The sequence below is a fragment of the Selenobaculum gibii genome, assembly GCF_030273445.1.
GTDB lineage: Bacteria > Bacillota > Negativicutes > ICN-92133 > ICN-92133 > Selenobaculum > Selenobaculum gibii.
Window position 1 is genome coordinate 623,578 of sequence record NZ_CP120678.1, and the last position, 20,121, is coordinate 643,698.

Here is a 20,121-nt window from a genome sequence, read left to right on the forward strand (position 1 = left end):
ATTGTTATGCAGAGTAAAATAACATCAATGAAAACAGAAATTTATATGATGGTATTGTTTTTACTTGGGAGTAATTCTGCTATAGGGATTAGTTGGGGAGTAGGGCAAGACAATTGGATCTCGATAATACTTGCATTAGCATTTGGAAGCATTTTTATTCTTATGTATGCTAGAATTAATAGTTTATTCCCAGGAAAAAATTTATATGATATTACGGAATTGATATTTGGAAAAATAATTGGAAAAATAATTACTGCTTTAATAATAGTGTATGCGATTTATCTTAGCACTATTGTTATTAAACTTATTTCAGAATTTATTAAGATAGTGACCTTAGTAGAGACGCCTGTGATTCCTATTATGATTTTACTTGTTATCGCTGCTACTTATTTAACTTTTAGTGGAATAAACACTTTAAAAAAGTGGAGTATATTTGTTTTTCCAATATATTTTCTTATATTGCTGTATATACTAATCGCATCTATGCCAGAAATGAAATATACCAACCTTTTACCAATTTTTGAACATAGTACAATTGACATTGTAAAGGCAAGTTTAAAGATTCTTTCGACTACTTTTATCGGAACAATATTATTTTTAACATTTGAAGATTTTATTAGAAATCGTGAAAATCCTTATATGATTTATTTTTTTGGCTTTTTTATTGCCATGATAATCTTTATCGCTATATTTTTAATTAGTGCTATGGTTTTAGGTATTCCTATGTTGGAAAGTTCTTATTTCCCAATCTATACTGTAGCGAGATTGATCAGCATTGGTGATTTTCTTTCAAGAATTGAAATGATTATTTTTTTCAATTTTCTATTAGCATGTATTGCTAAAATATCAATTTGTCTATCGGCAGCAGTAAAAGGAGTGAAATGTTTATTTGATAATAGAAATGAGGGATTAATTTTATTCATCCTGAGTATAAGTGTTTTAGTAATAAGTATTTTAGGGTTTAATAGTATAATGGATTTATTAAAATTTTTGGACGTCTATCAAATTTATATTTTGTTCTTTCAGATGCTTATTCCTGTTATGATATGGATTGGTGCCGAGCTAAAAGTAGGAAAATAAAAAGAGGATAAATAAGCATATAACGGGTTGGAGGAGGTTGCTTTTTAGATTACAAATTAATTGTATCGGACTCAGTGACACTCCTAGTATTTTTAAGAACTTCAGATGATTGAGGTTCTTTTTTATTTTGTAAATATAATTTTTACAAAATACATCAAAAATTTTGATCTGAAAAAATATAAATCAGAACAACTTACTCCGTATATGAATATATTACAATATAGTCATATACAGATTGGAAATAAATTAGCGTGTAGCTAATATAAAAAGGAGTTTTTACTATGAGTAAAATTGAAATTTTTGATCCTGCAATGTGTTGTTCAACAGGAGTATGTGGTCCGAGTGTGGATAAAGAATTACTTAGAGTTGCGACAGTCATTCATAATATTGAGAAAAAAGGAATAAAAATTACGCGTTATGGATTAGCAAGCAATCCACAGGCGTTTATCAATCATACTAAAGTAAGCGAGATGCTAACAAAGTACAATGAAAAGGCTTTACCAATTACTATGGTAGATGGCGAAATTGTTAAAAGTGGAAAATATCCGACAAATGAAGAATTTTCTAAATGGACGGGTCTGCCAGAAGAGGAGTTTGCAAAGATGGCAAAGCATAAAAAGTCTAGTGGGTGCTGTGGCGGAAAAGGCTGTTGTTAAAAATTTTTAGGAGGATAAGCGAGTGTATAAGCAATTTGAGATAGATAAAATTTCACTAACAAAATACTTGTTTTTTACCGGTAAAGGTGGCGTAGGAAAAACATCTGTAGCTTGTGCGACAGCATTAACATTAGCCGACCAAGGGAAAAAGATATTTTTAGTGAGTACTGACCCTGCATCAAACTTGCAAGATGTATTTGGAATAGAGTTATCAAGCGAAGGAACACCGATTCAGGAAAATTCGAACCTTGTAGTTGCAAATTTAAATCCAGAGGCAGCAGCGAAAGCATATCGTGAATCAGTTATTGCCCCATATAAAGGAAAGTTGCCAGAAAGTATCATTAAAAATATGGAAGAACAACTTTCTGGTTCTTGTACAGTAGAAATTGCAGCATTTAATGAATTTTCGAACTTTATTACCGATCAAGCAATGCAAAAAGAATACGATTACATTATTTTTGATACAGCACCTACAGGACATACACTTAGGATGTTGCAACTACCATCCGCGTGGAGCAATTTTATTAGTGAAAGTACACATGGTGCTTCTTGTTTAGGTCAATTATCTGGGCTTGAAGAGCGCAAAGAGATTTACAAACAGGCAGTAAAAATGTTAGCAAATCCTGAAATGACAACCTTGATTTTAGTGACAAGACCCGATGATACACCACTAAAAGAGGCAGCTAGAGCATCTATGGAGTTAAAAGAACTTGGTGTTAAAAATCAATGTTTAATTATCAATGGCGTTTATCTGCCTGATATAGAAAATGATAAAGTTGCAGAAGGAGTGTACAGAAAACAAGAAGCAGCATTAGAAATTATTCCAAAGGAAATCTGCGAATTAGCTACGTATATGATTCCACTTAGGTCATATCATTTAACTGGTATCAATAATATTAGAAAAATGTTAAAAGAAGATACTTTAGATTCTGTAAATTATACTTTGCATAAAGAAAATCCATCATCCTTGAAGAATTTTATTGATGATCTGTATCATTCTAAAAAGCGTGTGGTTTTTACTATGGGGAAAGGTGGCGTTGGCAAGACAACGCTAGCGGCTACGATTGCAATGGGGCTTTCTAGCCATGGAGCAAAAGTCCATTTAACAACGACAGATCCAGCGGATCATTTAAAATTTGTTATTCAAGATACAAAACAACTCACAATAAGTAAAATAGATGAAAACTTAGCATTAAAAAAATATCAAGAGGAAGTACTAGGAAAAGCACGGGAAACAATGTCAGAAGATGACCTCGCTTATGTAGAAGAAGATTTACGCTCCCCATGTACACAGGAAATTGCAGTGTTTAGAGCCTTTGCTGAAATAGTGGAAAAAGCAGATGAAGAAATCGTTGTCATAGATACTGCACCAACGGGGCATACCTTATTACTGTTAGATGCATCGCAAAGCTATCACAAGGAAGTAGAAAGGACGCATGGGGATATCCCTGAATCGGTAAGAAACCTCTTGCCGAGATTGAGAGATGAAAAAGAGACTGCCGTTGTCATTGTAACATTAGCAGAGGCAACACCAGTCTATGAAGCGATGCGTTTGCAAGCGGATTTGAAACGTGCAGGAATTCATAATAAATGGTGGATAATCAATCATAGTATGTTAAAAACAGGTACTAAAAGTCCATTATTAAAAACAAAAGCTATGGGAGAAATCCCGTGGATAAATAAAGTAAATGAGATTTCAAAAGGAAATTTTGCAATTATTCCTTGGAAAAGCGAAGAAATTAAAGGGGAACATTTGTTAGATTTATTGAAATAGAAAAAGTAAGGATATAGCTGTAAATGCTATATCCTTACTAGAATTATACACATTGGAAGTGATGAGATGAAATATGTAGATGTCCTAAAAGCGTTGGCAGATCAAAATCGCTTAGCTATTCTATGTTATTTAATGAGTGGGAGTAAATGTGTTTGTGAAATTGAAAATATTTTACCGATTTCTCAGTCTGCCACATCAAAGCAATTAGGAAGACTTAGAATGGTTGGGCTAATTGATGCGGAAAAAAAAGGACAGTGGGTGTATTATCAGCTAGTTTCAAATATATATGAGCTATATCCATTTCTAAAAGAATTATTAGAAGGAGTAGATGCACAATATAAATTTAGTAAAAGAGGAAAACAAATGGATTGTAGTGAGAATTCTTTCCATTAAAACTAAAGGAAACACCTTGAGTGATAAAAAAGTTTTGTGTTAAATTTAACTCCAAGTGATAAGTAGTTTTTGCAAGAGGTTAGTGAAAAAGATGAAGGTGTAGTGTATTTATGTAAGCCAATAAATCAACGGGTATCTTTCATATAATGATTGCAATTCATTTATATTTTGGAATCGTAGTTGGATAAATAAAATATAGAGAGAATAAAAACGCCCAGTATAATAAAATATTTGGGCGTTTTTGTATAGCTACCTTTAGAACGAAGGCAGTTCAGTTAAGATCAATCACGAATAAAATTTGTATAAATGCCGACTTCCTGAGTTGGAAGAGGCACACCCGCTTTTAACCCAGCTTCTTTGCATCTCAAGTAGAATGCCATATTTCTCGCCAAAGTCCGCATGGTTTGTAACCCTTCTAAATCTTTTTTGACATCTTCAGGCTTTGCACCGTGTACCATATTCCAATATTGTGAAGCGATAATTGGCATTTGCATTAAAGTAAAATATTTATTTAATTGGTCAAATGCAGCTGTTGTTCCTGCACGACGAGCAGATACAATAGCTGCGGCGGGTTTAAGATAAAATATTTTTTGCCCAGAACAATTAGCTGCGTAAAATATGCGATCCATAAAAGAGGTTATTGCACCACTTGCAGCTGCCCAATGTACAGGAGAACCAAATATATATCCATCAAAATTATTGGCAATCGCTAAAAATTCATTAACTTTATCATTAAAGACACATTTGCCAATTTTAGCGCAGGTTTTACAAGCAATGCAGCCGGAGAGTGGTTTTATACCAAGCCAGAAAATTTGTGTTTCAATACCTTCACTTTCTAATGTAGTTGCAATTTCTGCTAATGCGGTATAAGTACAACCTTTTTCATGAGGACTTCCATTCACTAATAATACCTTCATTTTAATACCTCCATTATTATCTTATCATTTTATTTAAAAGTATATTACTTAGAGTAAACTATAAGTCAAGAAAATATAATATATATAAATAATTCATCTTAATAATAATTATTAACTTGTAATTCGTATTATTTGGTATTATAGTAAAAGAAGAGTATATAGTAAGGAGGATAAAAAATGGGTGTTTCATATACAGAGGTAAATTATAATCTATTATTAAGGGATATTGAGCAGAATTGTTTAACGGAAGAATTTTGTGGAGTATGTAAGGATAAAAACTGTTTGATTGGCTATACGAAGGCTTGTATTAAGGATTCTTTAAAAACTAAAATGACTTTTGTTCAGAATGGGGTAGAAACTATTCCGCATGATTTGCGTTCATTCGATAATGATGCGGCTTTAGATGCAATAGCCCATATTTTACGACAATGTAAATCGTGTGAAGAAGATCATTTTGAGGATTGTCTAATCAATGTAATTCGCAGTTGCTATGAGATAATTGTATTTGGAGATTCACTGAAGTATCAAGGGAGTATCTTTATGTACCTAAGTGCAATTCAAAATGATTTCCCTGAAGAAGCCGAACATATTTTAAAGACTTTTCAAGCTTATAAAGGATGAAGCTATAGTAGGTTTCTCCTTAATAACTTAATTAATAATAAAATGAATCGAAAGTAAAAGAGCAATTATATTTGATTCGTTATTAATAATATGGTAATAGTATATAAATGACCTGTCGAAATGAATAAAATTGCCACCAACTTAGATTTACCATTTAAGCTGATGGCAATTTTATTTTTATTCAACTATTATTTTTAACTCTATAAAATATTTTACTTTTTTGATACGTAGAAGGTTAATTTTCTGAAAATTTTATCAATTTATCTTGTAATTATGTATTTTTTGAAATTCTCAAGGGAAAAGAAAGAAAAAATGTCGTTTATATGAAAGTTTAGAAGGAATTGTAATAATATTGTAGAATATGAAAAAATAACTTAAGTTTAAGTGTAAAATGAGTAAAGAATTTGTAGATACGATTGTTAGTTTAAAAATGAAAATAAGGGACATCTCAACTTAAAACAAATATGGCAGGCGTACAAATATTTAAATATTTAGAGAGGTAAAGTAGAAATTAATATTTATCTAGAGTAGTCCAGAAGCTAATAAGAAATATTTGTTTTTGTTAGAAAGTTATATGGGGAGATGAAAAAAATGATTATTTTTACTGATTTAACAGGGCGGTGTCTTAATGATACAGATATTTTTCCTAAATTAAAGTTTTGGATAGAATGCAATAAAGCAACAAAGGCTTCAATTATTTGTAAAGATAGTAGCAGCACTGAAAGTATAGTAGAGATTCCTATCGGGAATAGATGGATAACAGCAATATTAGACTCTTTTGAAGAAATAAATAAAGCATTTGAAAAAGAAATATAAAATATTTTATTTTCTGGAATTCTGCATGTACATAACAATTTTCTAATTTATAATACTTAAAGAATACAAGTTGCAAAATTCTAAGGTTTTATGTCTTAAATTTATTTTAAATAATAAAAAGCACCACTAAAAGGTTAGCTATATCATGCCTAACTTTTAGGGTGCTTTTATTAACTTTATTTATTATAGGTTTCTGTTTGGGGAGAAGTAGCTGGATTTTGAGGCGAGGGCTGATTATTTTTGTAATTTATAATTCCTACAGCGATGACAATAGTTAAAATACCAACGATTATACATTGTACAATCTTTTGTAAGATTGGTTTTGGCAGATTCATAGTTAGTCTCCTTTTTCAATATCCGTAGCTTTCAGCAAGGATAATAACTTCAATACGATCTTTGAGTCTTTGTTGCCCGTGGAAAACATAACTGCAACAAATTCTATCTTTAGACATGCAATATAAAATCACCTGCCTTCTATTTAGTATAATTATAAATCCTTATAGAAATAGTTACAAGAATAAAAAAATATATAAAATAGCCTTTACAAAGTAAATGATATATGATAATATAACTGAGCGGTTAAGTTTGCTGGTGTAGCTCAATTGGTAGAGCAGCTGACTTGTAATCAGCAGGTTGGGGGTTCAATTCCTCTCGCCAGCTCCATTAATTTTAATATGCGGGTGTAGCTCAATGGTAGAGCCCTAGCCTTCCAAGCTAGTCACGTGAGTTCGATTCTCATCACCCGCTCCAAAATGTTATGCCGGGGTGGCGGAACTGGCAGACGCACGGGACTTAAAATCCCGCGGATAGAAATATCCGTACCGGTTCGATTCCGGTCCTCGGCACCATTTTACGTTAGTAAGATGGTGTTTTTTATTTATAAATAAATACGTAATGCGGTCGTGGTGGAACGGCAGACACGCTAGCTTCAGGCGCTAGTGAGAGCAATCTCGTGGAGGTTCAAATCCTCTCGGCCGCACCAGATAGAGAATAAAACCTACAATGATGTAGGTTTTTTGTTTTTTAGTAATAAAATGTAGACGATATCGATATGAAAAAAGAGGGAATTTTACAATTAACAACGAAATAAAGAATAGTACTTTGATGCCCCAAATATACATACTTAGTTATATTCGTTTGATAAAGAGTTTCCAGTATATAGAGATGAGGAGAATATGGAGGAGGAATTCAAATGGAGGTAGGAGAGAAAAAGCAGTATTCAAATGAGGAGATTTTGGAGGCGTTTAAGATTGTTCTTCCTTATATGAATAAAATTGTTCGTGAAGATATGGCTGTTGGGTTAACAGACTTAAAGGAATACCTTGGTTATCATCGCGCGAAAAATTTCGAACTTGATTTGCCGGCTGGTAAACCGATTGCGGGGATTCCAACAATTGCGAAATGTATTGATTCAGGAAAAGAAACTTTTGAAGATATACCTAAAGAAGTTTATGGTTATCCTATAAAGACAGTTTTTACTCCGATTTATGGAAAAGATAAAAAGGTTATAGGAACTTTAAGTTCAGGGATTGATACGGGAGACAATAACGATTTGATTAGTACTGTTGAAAACCTTGCAACTTCAACGGAGCAGGCTTATATTGCTGTAGAGCAAGTTGCAATGAGTGCAACTGAATTGGCACAAGCTGGGCAAGAGGCAATCAAATTAGCAAATGAGTTAATGGTAAAAAATAATGAAACGACGCAAGTAATTGATTATATTAATACGATTGCTCAACAAACTAATTTATTGGGTTTAAACGCGGCAATTGAGGCTGCTAGAGCAGGAGAACAAGGTAGAGGCTTTGCTGTAGTTGCAGAAGAAGTGCGTAAATTAGCTGAACAATCGCAGGAAGCAACGAAAAGAATTCAAAAAACTTTGCACGAAATGAGCCAGGCTGTATCTTCGATTGCACGTGCAATTGAAGGAACAGGTGCAATTAGTGAGGAACAAGCTGCATCTACAGAAGAAATTACTTCTAGTTTAGAAACGGTCACAAAGGGCGCAAATGATTTAAAAGAATATGTAGAAAGATTTAGATAGAAATATAAGCAATGTGATATTTTGTAATCACATTGCTTTTTCTTTAGGGATAGCAAAGAAAAATTAAAGAATAATTTTAATAGTATATAGTATTTTTTAAAAGAATTTACAAATAAAGAGAAAAGTAGTGTACAAATAAATATTTTTGTTGTATAATATAGGCGTACCTAAAGTAAATGGGCTATATTGGTATCTCATGATTTATATGATGGGGGGAGCAGTATGGCAATAAAAAGCATTGAAATGGACCGCAAGGATAGCGCCAGCTATCGTAATCTTTTGAAGAGTCATGGATTCATTTCCGCAAGTTATTTATCAGTCAGTGGGTTTGATGCAAGTAGGTTAAAAAAGCTTGCTTTGCAAGGTAAACTGGATGCAGTCCGTTGTGCTATCGGGAAATCGATAAGATGGTATTATTGTGAGAAGCAGGCTGAACTGGCTCATTTACGCGGCGAGGTATAAGGTATAATAAATAAAAAATTATAAAAATAAACATATGTTATTTATAGAATCGGCAGTCGTCGATTCTCTTTTTTTACACTTAATATTAAAAATAAATGATTTGTACATAATATAAAGTAAGACTTGATTCAAGTGGAGTTTTCATTCCATTTGAATCTTAGCAGACCTTATCCAGAAAGTTAGTTATTTGTAGGGTATAGCTCCTATTTATAGAAGTTAGGAGTCGTAGAGCGGGATAGTTATCGGATAAACTGATAATAATATGTTGTAAAAATGGAGGCTATTGTGAACGGACCGTCAATTTATTTCATTGGAATTCTAATTGGGATAGCGCTTGGAATTGCGTATTTATTTATTACTTTATTATGTAAAGTTTTCCCCTGTTATCGGAATAAAACATTAAAGTCGTTTTTTTGGTTAATCAATATTATTGCTGTAGGTGGAATAATATTGACAAGAGGAAAGCTGGATGTATTTCCTTTTCAAGGGTTGCTCAGCCAAATAACGATTCTTTGGTTTATGGGGCAATTAATAGGGCTGTTTATGCTACCTTTTTATCATGGGATAAAGCGAGTTTATTTGCGGAATTTGCTTAAAGAGAATGATGCTATAGATTTAAGTAGACGAAAATTTATACAAGGGGCGGCGGTTTCTTTGCCTATTATATCATTTGGGTTAAGTGGATATGGTACTTTCTTGGGCGGAGAAAAAGTAGAGTTTTTAGAACATGACATTTTAATTAAAAATTTAGACGTTCAAAATGATGGATTAAAGATAGGACAGATTAGTGACGCACATATTGGATTATTTTTTTCTGTTGAAAAATTATCACAGATTCTTGAACTGTTATATAAAAAAGGTGCAGATGTAGTTGTTATTACCGGTGACTTGATTGATGATGTAAAAATGATTGATGCCTTGATTGAAGTTTTAAATGGATATATTTCTAAATTTCGTTACGGAATTTATTTTTCGTGGGGAAATCATGAATATTTTCGCAATTTCCCTAAATTAGAAACAGCATTTCAGCATAGTGAAGTTAAAGTATTGAGGAATAAAAACACACTACTTATTAATAGTAAAAAACCTGTTTATTTATTAGGCATTGATTATCCTTGGAGTGAAACGGCAAATGAACAGATTGTAAAAAGTAAAGAAATGCTAGATTTAGCCTTATTGGGGGTTACGGAAAACTCGACAAAAATATTATTGAGCCATCATCCCGTTGTTATAGACTATGCGTATGAGAAAAATATAGATTTAACGTTAACTGGGCATACCCATGGTGGTCAGGTGGCTATTGGAAGACAACCTCTTTTACCAGTTCGGTATAAGTATATGCGCGGAATGTATCAAAAGGAGCAAATGTATGGGTATGTAAGTACTGGCGCCGGAAGTTGGTTTCCATTTCGCTTAGGTTGTCCAGCTGAAATTAGTTTGTTTACGCTAAAAGTTTTATCTGATAGCTAACGGAGTCTGTTAATTACATTGGTACGTTATCTTATAAAAATAAAAACTGCCTAAAGGCAGTTTTTATTTTTATAAGATGGAGATGTTATGGATAGTATGGGACTGGTTTGCAAACATATTTTGGTGAGCAGGTGTAATAGTCGCGCCAATGATGATGAAACGAAACTGGCCGACAACCAAAATTATTGAATAGCGAAGCGGCAGCAAGTGTACCTAAGGTGAGAGGAAAAAAACCGAAAAATTGACGGTCATTCTCTCTTAAATCGTTTTCATTATAGTCAATGAGTTCTGGATTATCTTTAGATGGCATAGTCATCACTCCTTGTAAAGCTATAAAGTAGACTTGATTCAGGGTGAGTTTTTACTTCATCTGAATTTAGTCGTCCTTATCCAGAGACTTAGTCACTCATTCGCGCCCTGTGGTGTAACTCCAGTTTAGAGAATCTGAGAGTCCTAAAGCGAATTAGTCCTTGGATAAATTCTACTTAGTTACTTTATTTTATGCAGTAGATGATGAATATGGAATTCAAAAAAAGAAAAAAAAGAACTTGTTAAAATTCATATGAAGATAACGAGTTCTTCTGATTTTTGTGATTAAGGGCACTTTTTTATAATGCGGATATAATCAATCTTACCCCTAGAGCAAATACCGCACAAGATAGTAAAATAATAATTACTTTTGATTTTGTTTTGTTTGATAATTTTGCACCGATTTGAGCACCAATCACTGCACCAATGCCGATGCTGAGTGCGGGACCGACTAAAATATGATTTAATATATAATGTGAGATTACGCCAGTAAATGAAGAAACGGCTAAAACGCAGTGTGAGGTAGCTGTTGCGACATGGGTTGGAAAGCCTAAAGCGTAAATCATAAGAGGCACGTGAATAACTCCTCCGCCAATACCTAAAATACTAGATAGAAAACCAACACCTGCACTGATAATGATACCTAGCATACGGTTGTAAGTAAAAGTTTCTTTATCGAAATCCGCCGCCGCTTTTTTTGAGGACGATTTTGTATACATGAGTATAGCCATGAATAATAAGAATACCCCAAAGACCATATTAAAGGTAGTACCTGTAAAATAGTCGGCTAAATAACTGCCAAGAAAGGCGCCGGGAAGAGTTGCTAATGCAAAACGAAAGGCTGCATCATAATATACTTTTTTTTGTTTAATGTAGGCGATAGTTCCCGATAGCGCATTGAAAAATACTACTGTAAGGGATGTACCAATTGCTTGTTGGGCAGGAAAGTGCAAAACTAATAAAAAGATTGGAATGAGAATGAGCCCTCCGCCAATACCGACAAGTGTACCAAAGGTTCCTACCCCTAATCCAAGTAGAAAGAACAATAATAATTCCATAACAAGACTCCTTTCGAAGAGAATAAAATTTAATTTTCTAAGTTAGAACTCTTTAAAATAAATTAACTACATTAGCATACTACTAATCATTTGAAAAGGAAAGAAAGAATGTGGAAAAGAGATAAATATTTTAAATGTAGAAATTTAATTTCAAGAGATTCTTTCTATTTATATATTGTTTTACAGATAATCTAGAGGTATACTTCAATAAGAATTATTTATCATTTTGATATTAAGATAGAATCGGCTAAAAATTTTTAGGTTTATCAGATGGTTAAAATGTGATAAAATTTACATTTTCAGCTAGTGAGAGTTAGTCGTGACGAAGATTTTGAATGTGAGTGACTAGGATTTAGATAAAGTCAAAAAGACAACTTAATCAAGGTTTATTTTATGGAAAAAGGCAGGTTGTTTTATGAAAAATTTATTGGTAGAGATGCAGCAATGGGTCAGGCAGTATATTAAAAGCTTTTATACAGATGATGCGGACATTCAGGAGAATATTATACGTAAAGAGGAACATACGGATTATGTTGTGAAAATTAGCGGAGAATTGGCGAAATATTTAAATTTAAATGAACATGATATATTATTAGCGAAAATGATTGGTCTTTTTCATGATATTGGACGGTTTCATCAATATACCGTTTATCGAACATTTAATGATAGAATTTCAGTAAATCATGCGTTGTATGGGTTAAGTATTATTAAGGATTTACCATTACTTAAACGATTGGATCAAGAGGATTTGCAGGTGTTTAAATTTGCTATTGCAAACCACAATGCAATCAATATTAATGAAAGTGGCAATGAGAGAGAAGTTTTTTTTGCTAAAATCATTCGTGATGCAGATAAGCTTGATATTTATCGCGTACTAGAACCTTTGATTATGCCTGATGATGGTAGTGAATATAGCCCCATCTTTGTGCAAGGTTTTTTAAAAGGAGAGCAATGCGACTTTGCGCATATGAAGACTACGGCTGATCGTAAATTAGTACGTTTGCTATGGATGTATAATATAAATTTTTCGTGGACGATGCAAAAGTTAATAGAGCGGAAGTATGCAGATGAGATTATCAAAAAACTCCCCAATAATGAAATTACTAAAAAAGGTGAGGCTGTTTTAAGGGCCTATATGACGAAAAAAGCAAAAGGGTTTTAGGAATAGAAGGAAATTTACATTTTATCTCGAATATTAACCTTTTATCCGACAGCTAACGGTAGCTAGTTAAATATTATATTTTTGGCTTATGAAGAAAAAACAGCATTGGTAATTCAGGATTGGTTTTTGTCTGATAACTAATGCGCTCATCTAACGAAATAAGCGCTTCATAGATCCCCGCTTTTTAATAAAGGGGAGTTATACTCGCAGAAAACAGATGAGCGGTTAATTTCATAGGTAAGGTCAACTAAAAATTAGATGGAGTAAAAAATCCGATTGAGTTAAGTTTTACTTTATTGGGTTTGCTGCATTTTATATTTTGGATTTATAAATAAAGGAGCAGTTTTTATGGCAGAAAACTATACGATTGCAACAAATTTTGTGCAAAATATTGTTGAGGAAGACTTAAAAAATGGTAAATACAGTGAGGGGATTCATACGCGGTTCCCACCGGAACCAAATGGTTATTTGCATATCGGTCATGCAAAATCTATTTGCCTAAATTTTGGTTTAGCAAAATATAATCAAGGACTATGCAATCTTCGCTTTGATGATACGAATCCAACAAAAGAAGATGTAGAATATGTTGATTCTATTCAAGAAGATGTAAAATGGCTTGGCTTTGATTGGGAAGATCGAATGTTTTATGCTTCCAGTTATTTTGAAAGAATTTTTGAATTGACGATTGGTTTGATTAAAGATGGAAAAGCGTATGTATGTGATTTGTCACCAGAACAAATGCGTGAATATCGTGGGACTTTAACGGAGCCTGGGAAAGAGAGTCCATATCGCAATCGCAGTGTAGAAGAAAATTTGGATTTATTTATGCGGATGAAAAATGGAGAATTTGCCGATGGAGAAAGGGTACTTAGAGCAAAAATTGATATGAGTTCACCAAATATTAATTTGCGTGATCCAATTATTTATCGAATTTCTCATACGAAACATCATCGTACAGGAGATGCTTGGTGCATTTATCCAATGTATGACTATGCACATCCTATTTCTGATGCATTAGAAGGCATTACGCATTCGATTTGTACTTTAGAATTTGAAGATCATAGACCACTCTACGAATGGACGCTAGAAGCTTTAGGCTTTGATGCAAACACTCGTCCAAAACAAATTGAGTTTGCTCGCTTGAATTTAACAAATACCGTAATGAGCAAACGTAAATTAAGAATGCTTGTCGATGGTGGGTATGTAACGGGGTGGGATGATCCTCGCATGCCGACTATTTCAGGACTGCGCCGCCGTGGGTATACACCAGAATCAATTCGCGATTTCTGTGACCGTATTGGCGTTGCAAAAAGTAATAGCCTTGTTGATGTTGCAATGCTTGAGCATTGTATTCGGGAAGATTTAAATAAAACAGCAGATCGTGTAATGGCAGTGGTACGTCCATTAAAATTAGTTATTGAAAACTATCCTGAGGATAAAGTGGAATACATGATGGCTGAGAATAATCCGGAATGCCCTGCAATGGGGAAACGTATGATGCCATTTAGTCGTGAGATTTATATTGAACAAGAAGATTTTATGGAAGAACCGCCAAAGAAATTTTTCCGTTTAAAACCGGGTGGAGAAGTTCGTTTAAAGCATGCGTATATTATCAAATGTGAAGAAGTAATCAAAGATGAAGCTGGCAATATTGTTGAACTTCGTTGTAGCTATGACCCTGATACTAAAAGTGGAAGTCAACATAATAGTGGACGCAAAGTAAAAGGGACACTCCATTGGGTATCTGCTCGTCATGCCTTGCAAGCGGAGGCACGTTTATATGATTACTTATTAATGAGTGATGATGAAGAAAATACATCAGATTTCTTGGCGCAATTAAACGAGAAATCAGTTGAAGTAATAGAAAACTGTATGGTTGAACCAAGTTTAGCTTATACTGCTCCAGGTAATCGTTATCAATTTTTACGCCAAGGCTATTTTTGTGTAGATAAAGACTCTACAAAAGATAAACTTGTATTTAACCGCATTGTTGGGTTACGTGATTCTTGGGCAAAGGCAAAGAAAAGCTAAACCAGATGCCACAGGAAAGAGTGTGATAATATAAATGGCAAAGATACCAAGAAATTTAACTGATAAGGCAATGTTTGCAGATTACAAAGAAGTAGAAACTTTTGAAACAATGTTTTCTACCGAGGAAGAGCCTCAAGCTAAGCCTAAAGTTAAAGGTAAAGACAAAGAGGATTTGTCAATGGCTTTTTTAACGAAAGAGTTGCAAGAGAAGATTGGCAAAGCTTTATTAGAATTAAAATTAGAGTTGTACAAAGAAGGTATTGTAGAATACGATATAAAAGTAGTGCGTGAAGGGAAAAAGATTCTCTTAAATGCAGTACCACTTAAGAAAAAGAAGAAATAACTATGATGCTGACTATTTTAGCTCTAAATTGCTTAAGATAGTCAGCTTTTTATTTGATGATTTTTACTTATTTATTTAATGGAATAAATGGGTAGATTCACACAAAAATAAAAATTTTATTTCTTTGGTTATAAGATACTTTCTTTTATAGAGGGAACCTAAAATCGGCTAAGTTTCCCAATAAGTGTGGCTAAGGTTTAGATGGGGCAACAGTTCCACCTGAATCAAGTCTACTTTATAGATAAGGTGACAATGAAATAATTTATTAGGAAGTGGGTAGTTTGGAAAACAATGCATTATTAGCAGTGGTAATATTTGTTACTGCATATACATTGATTGTATCGGAAAAGGTACATCGTACTGTTGTAGCTTTAACTGGTGCAGTAGCTATGATACTCTTAGGAATTTTGAATCAAGATATGGCAATTCATCATATTGATTTTAACACCATTGGCTTATTGATTGGCATGATGATCATTGTAAATATTACGAGTGAGACTGGTTTATTTAATTATTTAGCGATATGGGCGGCGAAAAAAGTAAAGGGGGAACCTATTCGAATTTTAGTCGTCCTAAGTCTGTTGACTGCGCTCTGTTCTGCGTTTTTAGATAATGTAACGACGGTGCTTTTAACTGTCCCGGTTACGTTTAGTATAACTTCACAATTGAAAGTTTCACCTAAACCATTTTTAATTGCTCAGATTCTTTCCGCAAATATTGGTGGGGCGGCGACCTTAATTGGAGATCCGCCGAATATTATGATTGGTAGTGCGGTAAAGGAATTGGACTTTTTATCGTTTATCGTCAATTTAGGTACTGTATGTACGGTTATTTTAATTGTTACATTGTTTCTTTTAATGATTCTTTATCGGAAAGATTTACATACGACAGATGAGTTAAAAGCAAAGGTTTTACGTTTGAATGAGAAGAGTCAAATTAATAATCCTAAATTATTAAAGAAATGTTTGTTTGTCTTAGCTATTACGATTATGCTGTTTGCTTTGCATAGCCAGTTGCATTTAGAAACGGCAACAGCAGCTTTAACTGGTGCAAGTGTATTAATGGCGATTACGATTTCGCGTGATGAAGGTTTGCTTGCAAAAGTTTTTAGCAAAATAGAATGGTTAGCGATTTTCTTTTTTGCAGGTTTGTTTATTCTTGTTGGGGCTTTGGTTGAAACCGGTGTAATCGCGATGTTGGCGCGTGAAGCAATGCAAGTGACAAATGGTGATGTTAGCGCTACAGCGATGCTAATTTTATGGATGAGTGCAATTGCATCTGCTTTTATTGATAATATTCCATTCGTAGCAACGATGATACCGATGATTAAAGAAATGAGTACAATGGGACTTACGAATCTTGAACCTTTATGGTGGAGTTTATCTTTAGGCGCTTGCTTAGGTGGAAATGGTACCCTAGTTGGTGCAAGTGCGAATGTTGTAGTTGCTAGTATGGCAGCGCAAAAAGGACATCAGCTATCATTTGTAAAGTATTTGTTGATTGGCTTTCCGATGATGATTATTTCCATTATTATTTCGAGTATTTATATCTATTTTTGGCACTTATAAAATAAGGCTTGATTCAAATGGAAGTTTACTTTTATCGGATAAATAAAAAAGCTACGCTAATAAAAAAGCTACGCTAATAAATTAGCGTAGCTTTTAATTTTATAAGTAGTAGTATTTATTTTATGGAGTCGAAAATTCGAAGTGTTTTTTCATTTGGAGCTTTGTCTATAAGTGAAACCGCATAGATTGCAAGCATGGAGAAGAAAAAGCCAGGAACGATTTCATATAGTCCAAACCAACTAAATTGTTTCCAGATTAGAACAGTTAATCCACCGACGATGATACCAGCGAGGGCACCATTACGTGTAATCTTACGCCAAAATAATGACAATAAAATTACTGGACCGAACGCGGCGCCAAAGCCTGCCCAAGCGTAAGCAACCATATCTAAAACAAGATTATCAGGGTTTAAGCCAAGACTGATTGCAATAATTGAAATTACGATTACAGAGGTACGACTTGTCCATACTAATTCTTTATCTGATGCTTCTTTGTGAATTAATGATTTATAAAAATCTTGTGCAAAAGCGGATGCTGCAACGAGCAATTGTGAAGATGCAGTACTCATAATTGCAGCAAGTACGGCTGAAAGAACAAGACCAGCAACAAATGGTGAGAATAATTGATGTGTCATTACCATAAATACTGTTTCTACATCAGTACCCTCTAAAACAGTTGGTAGAAATACTCTACCAACTAAGCCAACAAGCACGGAAGCTATAAGCGATAGAACGACCCAAGTCATGGCAATTTTTGTTGCCTGTTTGATTTCGTCTGATGAACGAATTGCCATAAAGCGTACGAGAATATGTGGTTGACCGAAATAGCCAAGACCCCAAGCTAATAATGAGATAATTTCAATTACACTAAACATTGAACCGTCTGGCTTAGAAAACGGGTTGAAATATTCGGGGTTAAGTATGTAAATTGCTTCATAAGTTGGACTAATGCCACCTAACATATATGCGCCAGCTAACGGAACCATAATAATAGCAAAAAACATCATTACGCCTTGAACGAAGTCCGTCCAACATACAGCCATAAAACCACCGACAAACGTATAAAAGACGACTACGAATGCGCCTAATAGCAAAGCGTATTCATAAGGTATACCAAATACGGTGTTAAAGAGTTTACCTCCCGCAACAAATCCGGAAGATGTGTAAATAATAAAGAAGATAAGAATAAAAACTGCGGAAATCACTCTGAGAATACTCGATGTGTCATGAAAACGATTTTGTAAATAGTCTGGCATTGTTAAGGAATCATTCGCAGCTTCGGTGTATTTACGTAACCTTTTTGCAATGAATCTCCAGTTTGCATATGTCCCCAGTGCTAAACCCAAAGCAATCCATCCTGCGCCTAAACCGGCAACGTAGGCATAGCCAGGAAGTCCCATGAGCATCCAACCGCTCATATCGGATGCTTCTGCACTTAAAGAAGTAACCCATGCGCCGAGTTGTCGGCTTCCTAATATGTAATCGGACATTTTCTGTGTACGGCGATAAAAGTATACGCCAATTGACATCATTACAGCCAAATAGAGGATGAATGATAGGATTACATGAATATTTTGATTTTCCATAAAAAGAACGTCCCCCTTAAAAACATTGACATAAAGATTATTGCAAAGAACATGAAGTAGAGTTTTGACCCGATGACTAGGATTCAGATGCAGTCAAAATGCCACCTGAATCAAGTCTACTTTATTATCTTGGCAATAAAATTTATGAAACATAGTAAATATTATATGTAATTTGATTACATAATGCAATGGGAGAAAACACTTGTCGCGCTTACAAGAATAAAGTAAGTTTTAATTCAAGTTAAATTTTAATTCCAGTATAAAATGAAATGCAGAGATACTTAGTCAGAGAAAAGGGATTTTTTTTACTGGTATGTCATAAAGAATTTTTCTTATGCTATAATGAAAAATAGTAGATAGTTAAATGATGAAAGAGTTTGAGGTGAATTTATGAAACGATTACTTTTTGGTGGCGAATCTTTTGTTACAGGAAAAGACTCATTAGAATATTTAAAAAATATAACAGCGAAAAAGGCTTTTATTGTAGCGGGAAGTAATTCGATGATGAAAAATGGTGTTATCGGAAGGATTGAAGCTCTTTTACAAAAAAATGGAGCAGAAACATTGGTGCATTCGGGAATTAGCAAAAATCCCGATACCTTTTGTGTTTTAGAAGGCGTTGAAAAAATGCGGCAATTTTCACCTGATTTGGTCATTGCGATTGGCGGTGGATCACCGATGGACGCGGCAAAAGTGATGACGGTTTTTTATGAGAATGATGAATTAAACTTTGATAATGTACTAGAAAAAGGGCTACCAGATAAACGCAAAAAAGTAAAATTGATTGCGATTCCGACGACCTCTGGAACAGCAAGTGAAGTAACAAGAGCTGCGGTAGTAACCTTTAAAGAAAAAAATATCAAAATTGGGTTAAAGACAGATGCATTTATTCCTGATCTTGCAATTTTAGATCCAGTACTTACGTTATCCATGCCTAAGCACATTGTTGCTCAAACGGGGATGGATGCGATGACCCATGCGGTTGAAGCGTATTGTAATGAAAACCTTGATGATTTTACCGAAGTAATGGCACGCGGAGCAGTGGAAGGGCTCTATCGTTATTTGCCGATTTCCTATCAGGAAGGAACCGTAGAAAGCCGGGAAAAGGTACATAATTATCAATCTCTAGCCGGCTTTGCATTTACGAATGTGGGATTAGGGATGGTGCATGGAATTGCGCATGCGATTGGTGGACAATTTAATGAAGGGCATGGATTAATTAATGCTGTTGCGTTGCCTTATGTTCTTGAATATAATCGTCAGCATAGCAAAAAGGTTGCTGACAAATTAAATATATTGGCCAGGGCGATTGGCGTAGAGGATTTTGTTATGGCAATTCGTCAATTGAATAAAGTGCTGAATATTCCAAATTCATTTAAGGAAATGGGAATTAAACAAGAGGACTATTATGATAATTTTACACTATTATTGGGCAATGCACTGCAAGGTTCAACGAAATCTAATCCTGTAAAAATAAGTGAAGCAGATATGAAGGAACTTTTAAAAGAAATTTATGCAGGTATACACTATTGAAAAGTTATTTAACGGAATCTCAAAAAAAGTGTAAATCTCTTATTGACAATAGATGAATTAGTGAATATAATAATCACATCAACAAGATATTTGATGGCAATGAAGCCTTCTTACAAGTTACAGAGTATGATTTGTGACTGGTGAGAAGGCTTTTTCTTGTTTGTGAGATTTTGTTGATGGTAAAGGAGGCTGATAGTTATCATTATTTTTTACAAAGGAATATGTGTAGACAATGGCGTCTGGTAAATTAAACGGAAAGTTTAATTTATCAGACGTTTATTTATTTTAAGAAAAGAGGG

Annotated in this window: 19 protein-coding genes and 4 tRNA genes; 18 read left to right on the forward strand and 5 right to left on the reverse strand. The window is 34.0% G+C overall.

The features are described from left to right. Positions 1-6 precede the first annotated feature (6 nt). From P3F81_RS02890 to P3F81_RS02905, 4 genes are all read left to right on the forward strand, one after another. Positions 7-1,080 carry a GerAB/ArcD/ProY family transporter gene (locus P3F81_RS02890; RefSeq protein WP_147667590.1) on the forward strand — a complete coding sequence of 358 codons (1,074 nt, stop codon included), beginning with the start codon at positions 7-9 and terminating at the stop codon, positions 1,078-1,080. Positions 1,081-1,361: 281 nt separating this feature from the next. Beyond that, the gene (gene arsD / locus P3F81_RS02895; RefSeq protein WP_147667593.1) at positions 1,362-1,736 is read left to right on the forward strand and encodes an arsenite efflux transporter metallochaperone ArsD; all 375 of its coding nucleotides are present in this window, start codon (positions 1,362-1,364) and stop codon (positions 1,734-1,736) included. A 22-nt stretch (positions 1,737-1,758) separates the two neighbouring features. After that, positions 1,759-3,510 carry an arsenical pump-driving ATPase gene (arsA, locus tag P3F81_RS02900; protein WP_147667596.1) on the forward strand — a complete coding sequence of 584 codons (1,752 nt, stop codon included), beginning with the start codon at positions 1,759-1,761 and terminating at the stop codon, positions 3,508-3,510. A 66-nt stretch (positions 3,511-3,576) separates the two neighbouring features. Continuing rightward, positions 3,577-3,903, forward strand: coding sequence for an ArsR/SmtB family transcription factor (locus P3F81_RS02905; protein WP_147667599.1), 327 nt, complete (start codon positions 3,577-3,579; stop codon positions 3,901-3,903). 281 nt (positions 3,904-4,184) lie between these two features. Here the strand turns inward: P3F81_RS02905 and P3F81_RS02910 are convergent, their stop codons facing one another. After that, positions 4,185-4,820, reverse strand: coding sequence for a flavodoxin family protein (locus tag P3F81_RS02910; RefSeq protein WP_147667603.1), 636 nt, complete (start codon positions 4,818-4,820; stop codon positions 4,185-4,187). Between the two features lie 177 nt (positions 4,821-4,997). On the opposite strand from P3F81_RS02910, the gene P3F81_RS02915 reads away from it, so the two are divergent. Together P3F81_RS02915 and P3F81_RS02920 are read left to right on the forward strand one after the other, a co-directional pair. Continuing rightward, on the forward strand, positions 4,998-5,441 hold the full coding sequence (locus P3F81_RS02915) for a hypothetical protein (protein WP_147667607.1): 444 nt from the start codon (positions 4,998-5,000) through the stop codon (positions 5,439-5,441). Positions 5,442-6,032: 591 nt separating this feature from the next. Then, positions 6,033-6,257 carry a hypothetical protein gene (locus P3F81_RS02920; RefSeq protein ID WP_147667610.1) on the forward strand — a complete coding sequence of 75 codons (225 nt, stop codon included), beginning with the start codon at positions 6,033-6,035 and terminating at the stop codon, positions 6,255-6,257. 176 nt (positions 6,258-6,433) lie between these two features. Here the strand turns inward: P3F81_RS02920 and P3F81_RS02925 are convergent, their stop codons facing one another. After that, entirely contained in the window at positions 6,434-6,592 is a 159-nt protein-coding gene (locus tag P3F81_RS02925) for a hypothetical protein (protein ID WP_309320609.1), read from the reverse strand. A 252-nt stretch (positions 6,593-6,844) separates the two neighbouring features. On the opposite strand from P3F81_RS02925, the gene P3F81_RS02930 reads away from it, so the two are divergent. The 7 genes from P3F81_RS02930 to P3F81_RS02960 all read left to right on the forward strand — a co-directional run bounded on the left by P3F81_RS02930 (position 6,845) and on the right by P3F81_RS02960 (position 10,233). Further along, positions 6,845-6,920: transfer RNA gene (locus tag P3F81_RS02930), tRNA-Thr, on the forward strand. Between the two features lie 13 nt (positions 6,921-6,933). Next, a tRNA-Gly gene (locus P3F81_RS02935) sits at positions 6,934-7,007 on the forward strand. A gap of 9 nt (positions 7,008-7,016) precedes the next feature. Then, positions 7,017-7,105: transfer RNA gene (locus P3F81_RS02940), tRNA-Leu, on the forward strand. A 48-nt stretch (positions 7,106-7,153) separates the two neighbouring features. Then, positions 7,154-7,239 (forward strand) — tRNA-Leu (locus P3F81_RS02945). Positions 7,240-7,449: 210 nt separating this feature from the next. Next, positions 7,450-8,301, forward strand: a complete 852-nt coding sequence (locus tag P3F81_RS12935; RefSeq protein WP_147667612.1) for a methyl-accepting chemotaxis protein — start codon at positions 7,450-7,452, stop codon at positions 8,299-8,301. 222 nt (positions 8,302-8,523) lie between these two features. Beyond that, positions 8,524-8,763 (forward strand): hypothetical protein, encoded by a 240-nt coding sequence (locus tag P3F81_RS02955; protein WP_147667614.1) that lies wholly within the window; start codon positions 8,524-8,526, stop codon positions 8,761-8,763. 285 nt (positions 8,764-9,048) lie between these two features. After that, a complete protein-coding gene (locus tag P3F81_RS02960) occupies positions 9,049-10,233 on the forward strand; it encodes a metallophosphoesterase (protein WP_309320610.1) in 1,185 nt (394 codons plus the stop codon). A gap of 85 nt (positions 10,234-10,318) precedes the next feature. On the opposite strand, the gene P3F81_RS02965 is transcribed toward P3F81_RS02960, so the two are convergent. Further along, positions 10,319-10,543 (reverse strand): hypothetical protein, encoded by a 225-nt coding sequence (locus P3F81_RS02965; protein WP_147667617.1) that lies wholly within the window; start codon positions 10,541-10,543, stop codon positions 10,319-10,321. Positions 10,544-10,841: 298 nt separating this feature from the next. Continuing rightward, positions 10,842-11,600 (reverse strand): sulfite exporter TauE/SafE family protein, encoded by a 759-nt coding sequence (locus P3F81_RS02970; protein WP_147667618.1) that lies wholly within the window; start codon positions 11,598-11,600, stop codon positions 10,842-10,844. 415 nt (positions 11,601-12,015) lie between these two features. Here P3F81_RS02970 and P3F81_RS02975 point away from each other — a divergent pair, with 415 nt between their 5' ends. The 4 genes from P3F81_RS02975 to P3F81_RS02990 all read left to right on the forward strand — a co-directional run bounded on the left by P3F81_RS02975 (position 12,016) and on the right by P3F81_RS02990 (position 16,704). Then, complete coding sequence (locus P3F81_RS02975) at positions 12,016-12,762, forward strand: HD domain-containing protein (protein WP_147667619.1); 747 nt, start codon at positions 12,016-12,018, stop codon at positions 12,760-12,762. Positions 12,763-13,110: 348 nt separating this feature from the next. Further along, on the forward strand, positions 13,111-14,793 hold the full coding sequence (locus P3F81_RS02980; RefSeq protein WP_147667620.1) for a glutamine--tRNA ligase/YqeY domain fusion protein: 1,683 nt from the start codon (positions 13,111-13,113) through the stop codon (positions 14,791-14,793). A 34-nt stretch (positions 14,794-14,827) separates the two neighbouring features. Continuing rightward, entirely contained in the window at positions 14,828-15,136 is a 309-nt protein-coding gene (locus P3F81_RS02985) for a hypothetical protein (protein WP_147667621.1), read from the forward strand. A 281-nt stretch (positions 15,137-15,417) separates the two neighbouring features. Further along, positions 15,418-16,704 carry an ArsB/NhaD family transporter gene (locus P3F81_RS02990; protein ID WP_147667622.1) on the forward strand — a complete coding sequence of 429 codons (1,287 nt, stop codon included), beginning with the start codon at positions 15,418-15,420 and terminating at the stop codon, positions 16,702-16,704. Between the two features lie 115 nt (positions 16,705-16,819). Here the strand turns inward: P3F81_RS02990 and putP are convergent, their stop codons facing one another. Beyond that, positions 16,820-18,289, reverse strand: coding sequence for a sodium/proline symporter PutP (putP, locus tag P3F81_RS02995; RefSeq protein WP_147667623.1), 1,470 nt, complete (start codon positions 18,287-18,289; stop codon positions 16,820-16,822). Positions 18,290-18,679: 390 nt separating this feature from the next. Here putP and P3F81_RS03000 point away from each other — a divergent pair, with 390 nt between their 5' ends. Further along, positions 18,680-19,822, forward strand: coding sequence for an iron-containing alcohol dehydrogenase (locus P3F81_RS03000; protein WP_147667624.1), 1,143 nt, complete (start codon positions 18,680-18,682; stop codon positions 19,820-19,822). The last annotated feature ends 299 nt before the right edge of the window (positions 19,823-20,121 follow it).

Coding starts and splice junctions, on each gene's coding strand:
- P3F81_RS02890 (WP_147667590.1), top strand. CDS start 7: ATGCAGAGTAAAATAACATCAATGAAAACAGAAATTTATATGATGGTA.
- arsD (WP_147667593.1), top strand. CDS start 1,362: ATGAGTAAAATTGAAATTTTTGATCCTGCAATGTGTTGTTCAACAGGA.
- P3F81_RS02905 (WP_147667599.1), top strand. CDS start 3,577: ATGAAATATGTAGATGTCCTAAAAGCGTTGGCAGATCAAAATCGCTTA.
- P3F81_RS02910 (WP_147667603.1), bottom strand. CDS start 4,820: ATGAAGGTATTATTAGTGAATGGAAGTCCTCATGAAAAAGGTTGTACT.
- P3F81_RS02915 (WP_147667607.1), top strand. CDS start 4,998: ATGGGTGTTTCATATACAGAGGTAAATTATAATCTATTATTAAGGGAT.
- P3F81_RS02920 (WP_147667610.1), top strand. CDS start 6,033: ATGATTATTTTTACTGATTTAACAGGGCGGTGTCTTAATGATACAGAT.
- P3F81_RS02925 (WP_309320609.1), bottom strand. CDS start 6,592: ATGAATCTGCCAAAACCAATCTTACAAAAGATTGTACAATGTATAATC.
- P3F81_RS12935 (WP_147667612.1), top strand. CDS start 7,450: ATGGAGGTAGGAGAGAAAAAGCAGTATTCAAATGAGGAGATTTTGGAG.
- P3F81_RS02955 (WP_147667614.1), top strand. CDS start 8,524: ATGGCAATAAAAAGCATTGAAATGGACCGCAAGGATAGCGCCAGCTAT.
- P3F81_RS02965 (WP_147667617.1), bottom strand. CDS start 10,543: ATGCCATCTAAAGATAATCCAGAACTCATTGACTATAATGAAAACGAT.
- P3F81_RS02970 (WP_147667618.1), bottom strand. CDS start 11,600: ATGGAATTATTATTGTTCTTTCTACTTGGATTAGGGGTAGGAACCTTT.
- P3F81_RS02975 (WP_147667619.1), top strand. CDS start 12,016: ATGAAAAATTTATTGGTAGAGATGCAGCAATGGGTCAGGCAGTATATT.
- P3F81_RS02980 (WP_147667620.1), top strand. CDS start 13,111: ATGGCAGAAAACTATACGATTGCAACAAATTTTGTGCAAAATATTGTT.
- P3F81_RS02985 (WP_147667621.1), top strand. CDS start 14,828: ATGGCAAAGATACCAAGAAATTTAACTGATAAGGCAATGTTTGCAGAT.
- putP (WP_147667623.1), bottom strand. CDS start 18,289: ATGGAAAATCAAAATATTCATGTAATCCTATCATTCATCCTCTATTTG.
- P3F81_RS03000 (WP_147667624.1), top strand. CDS start 18,680: ATGAAACGATTACTTTTTGGTGGCGAATCTTTTGTTACAGGAAAAGAC.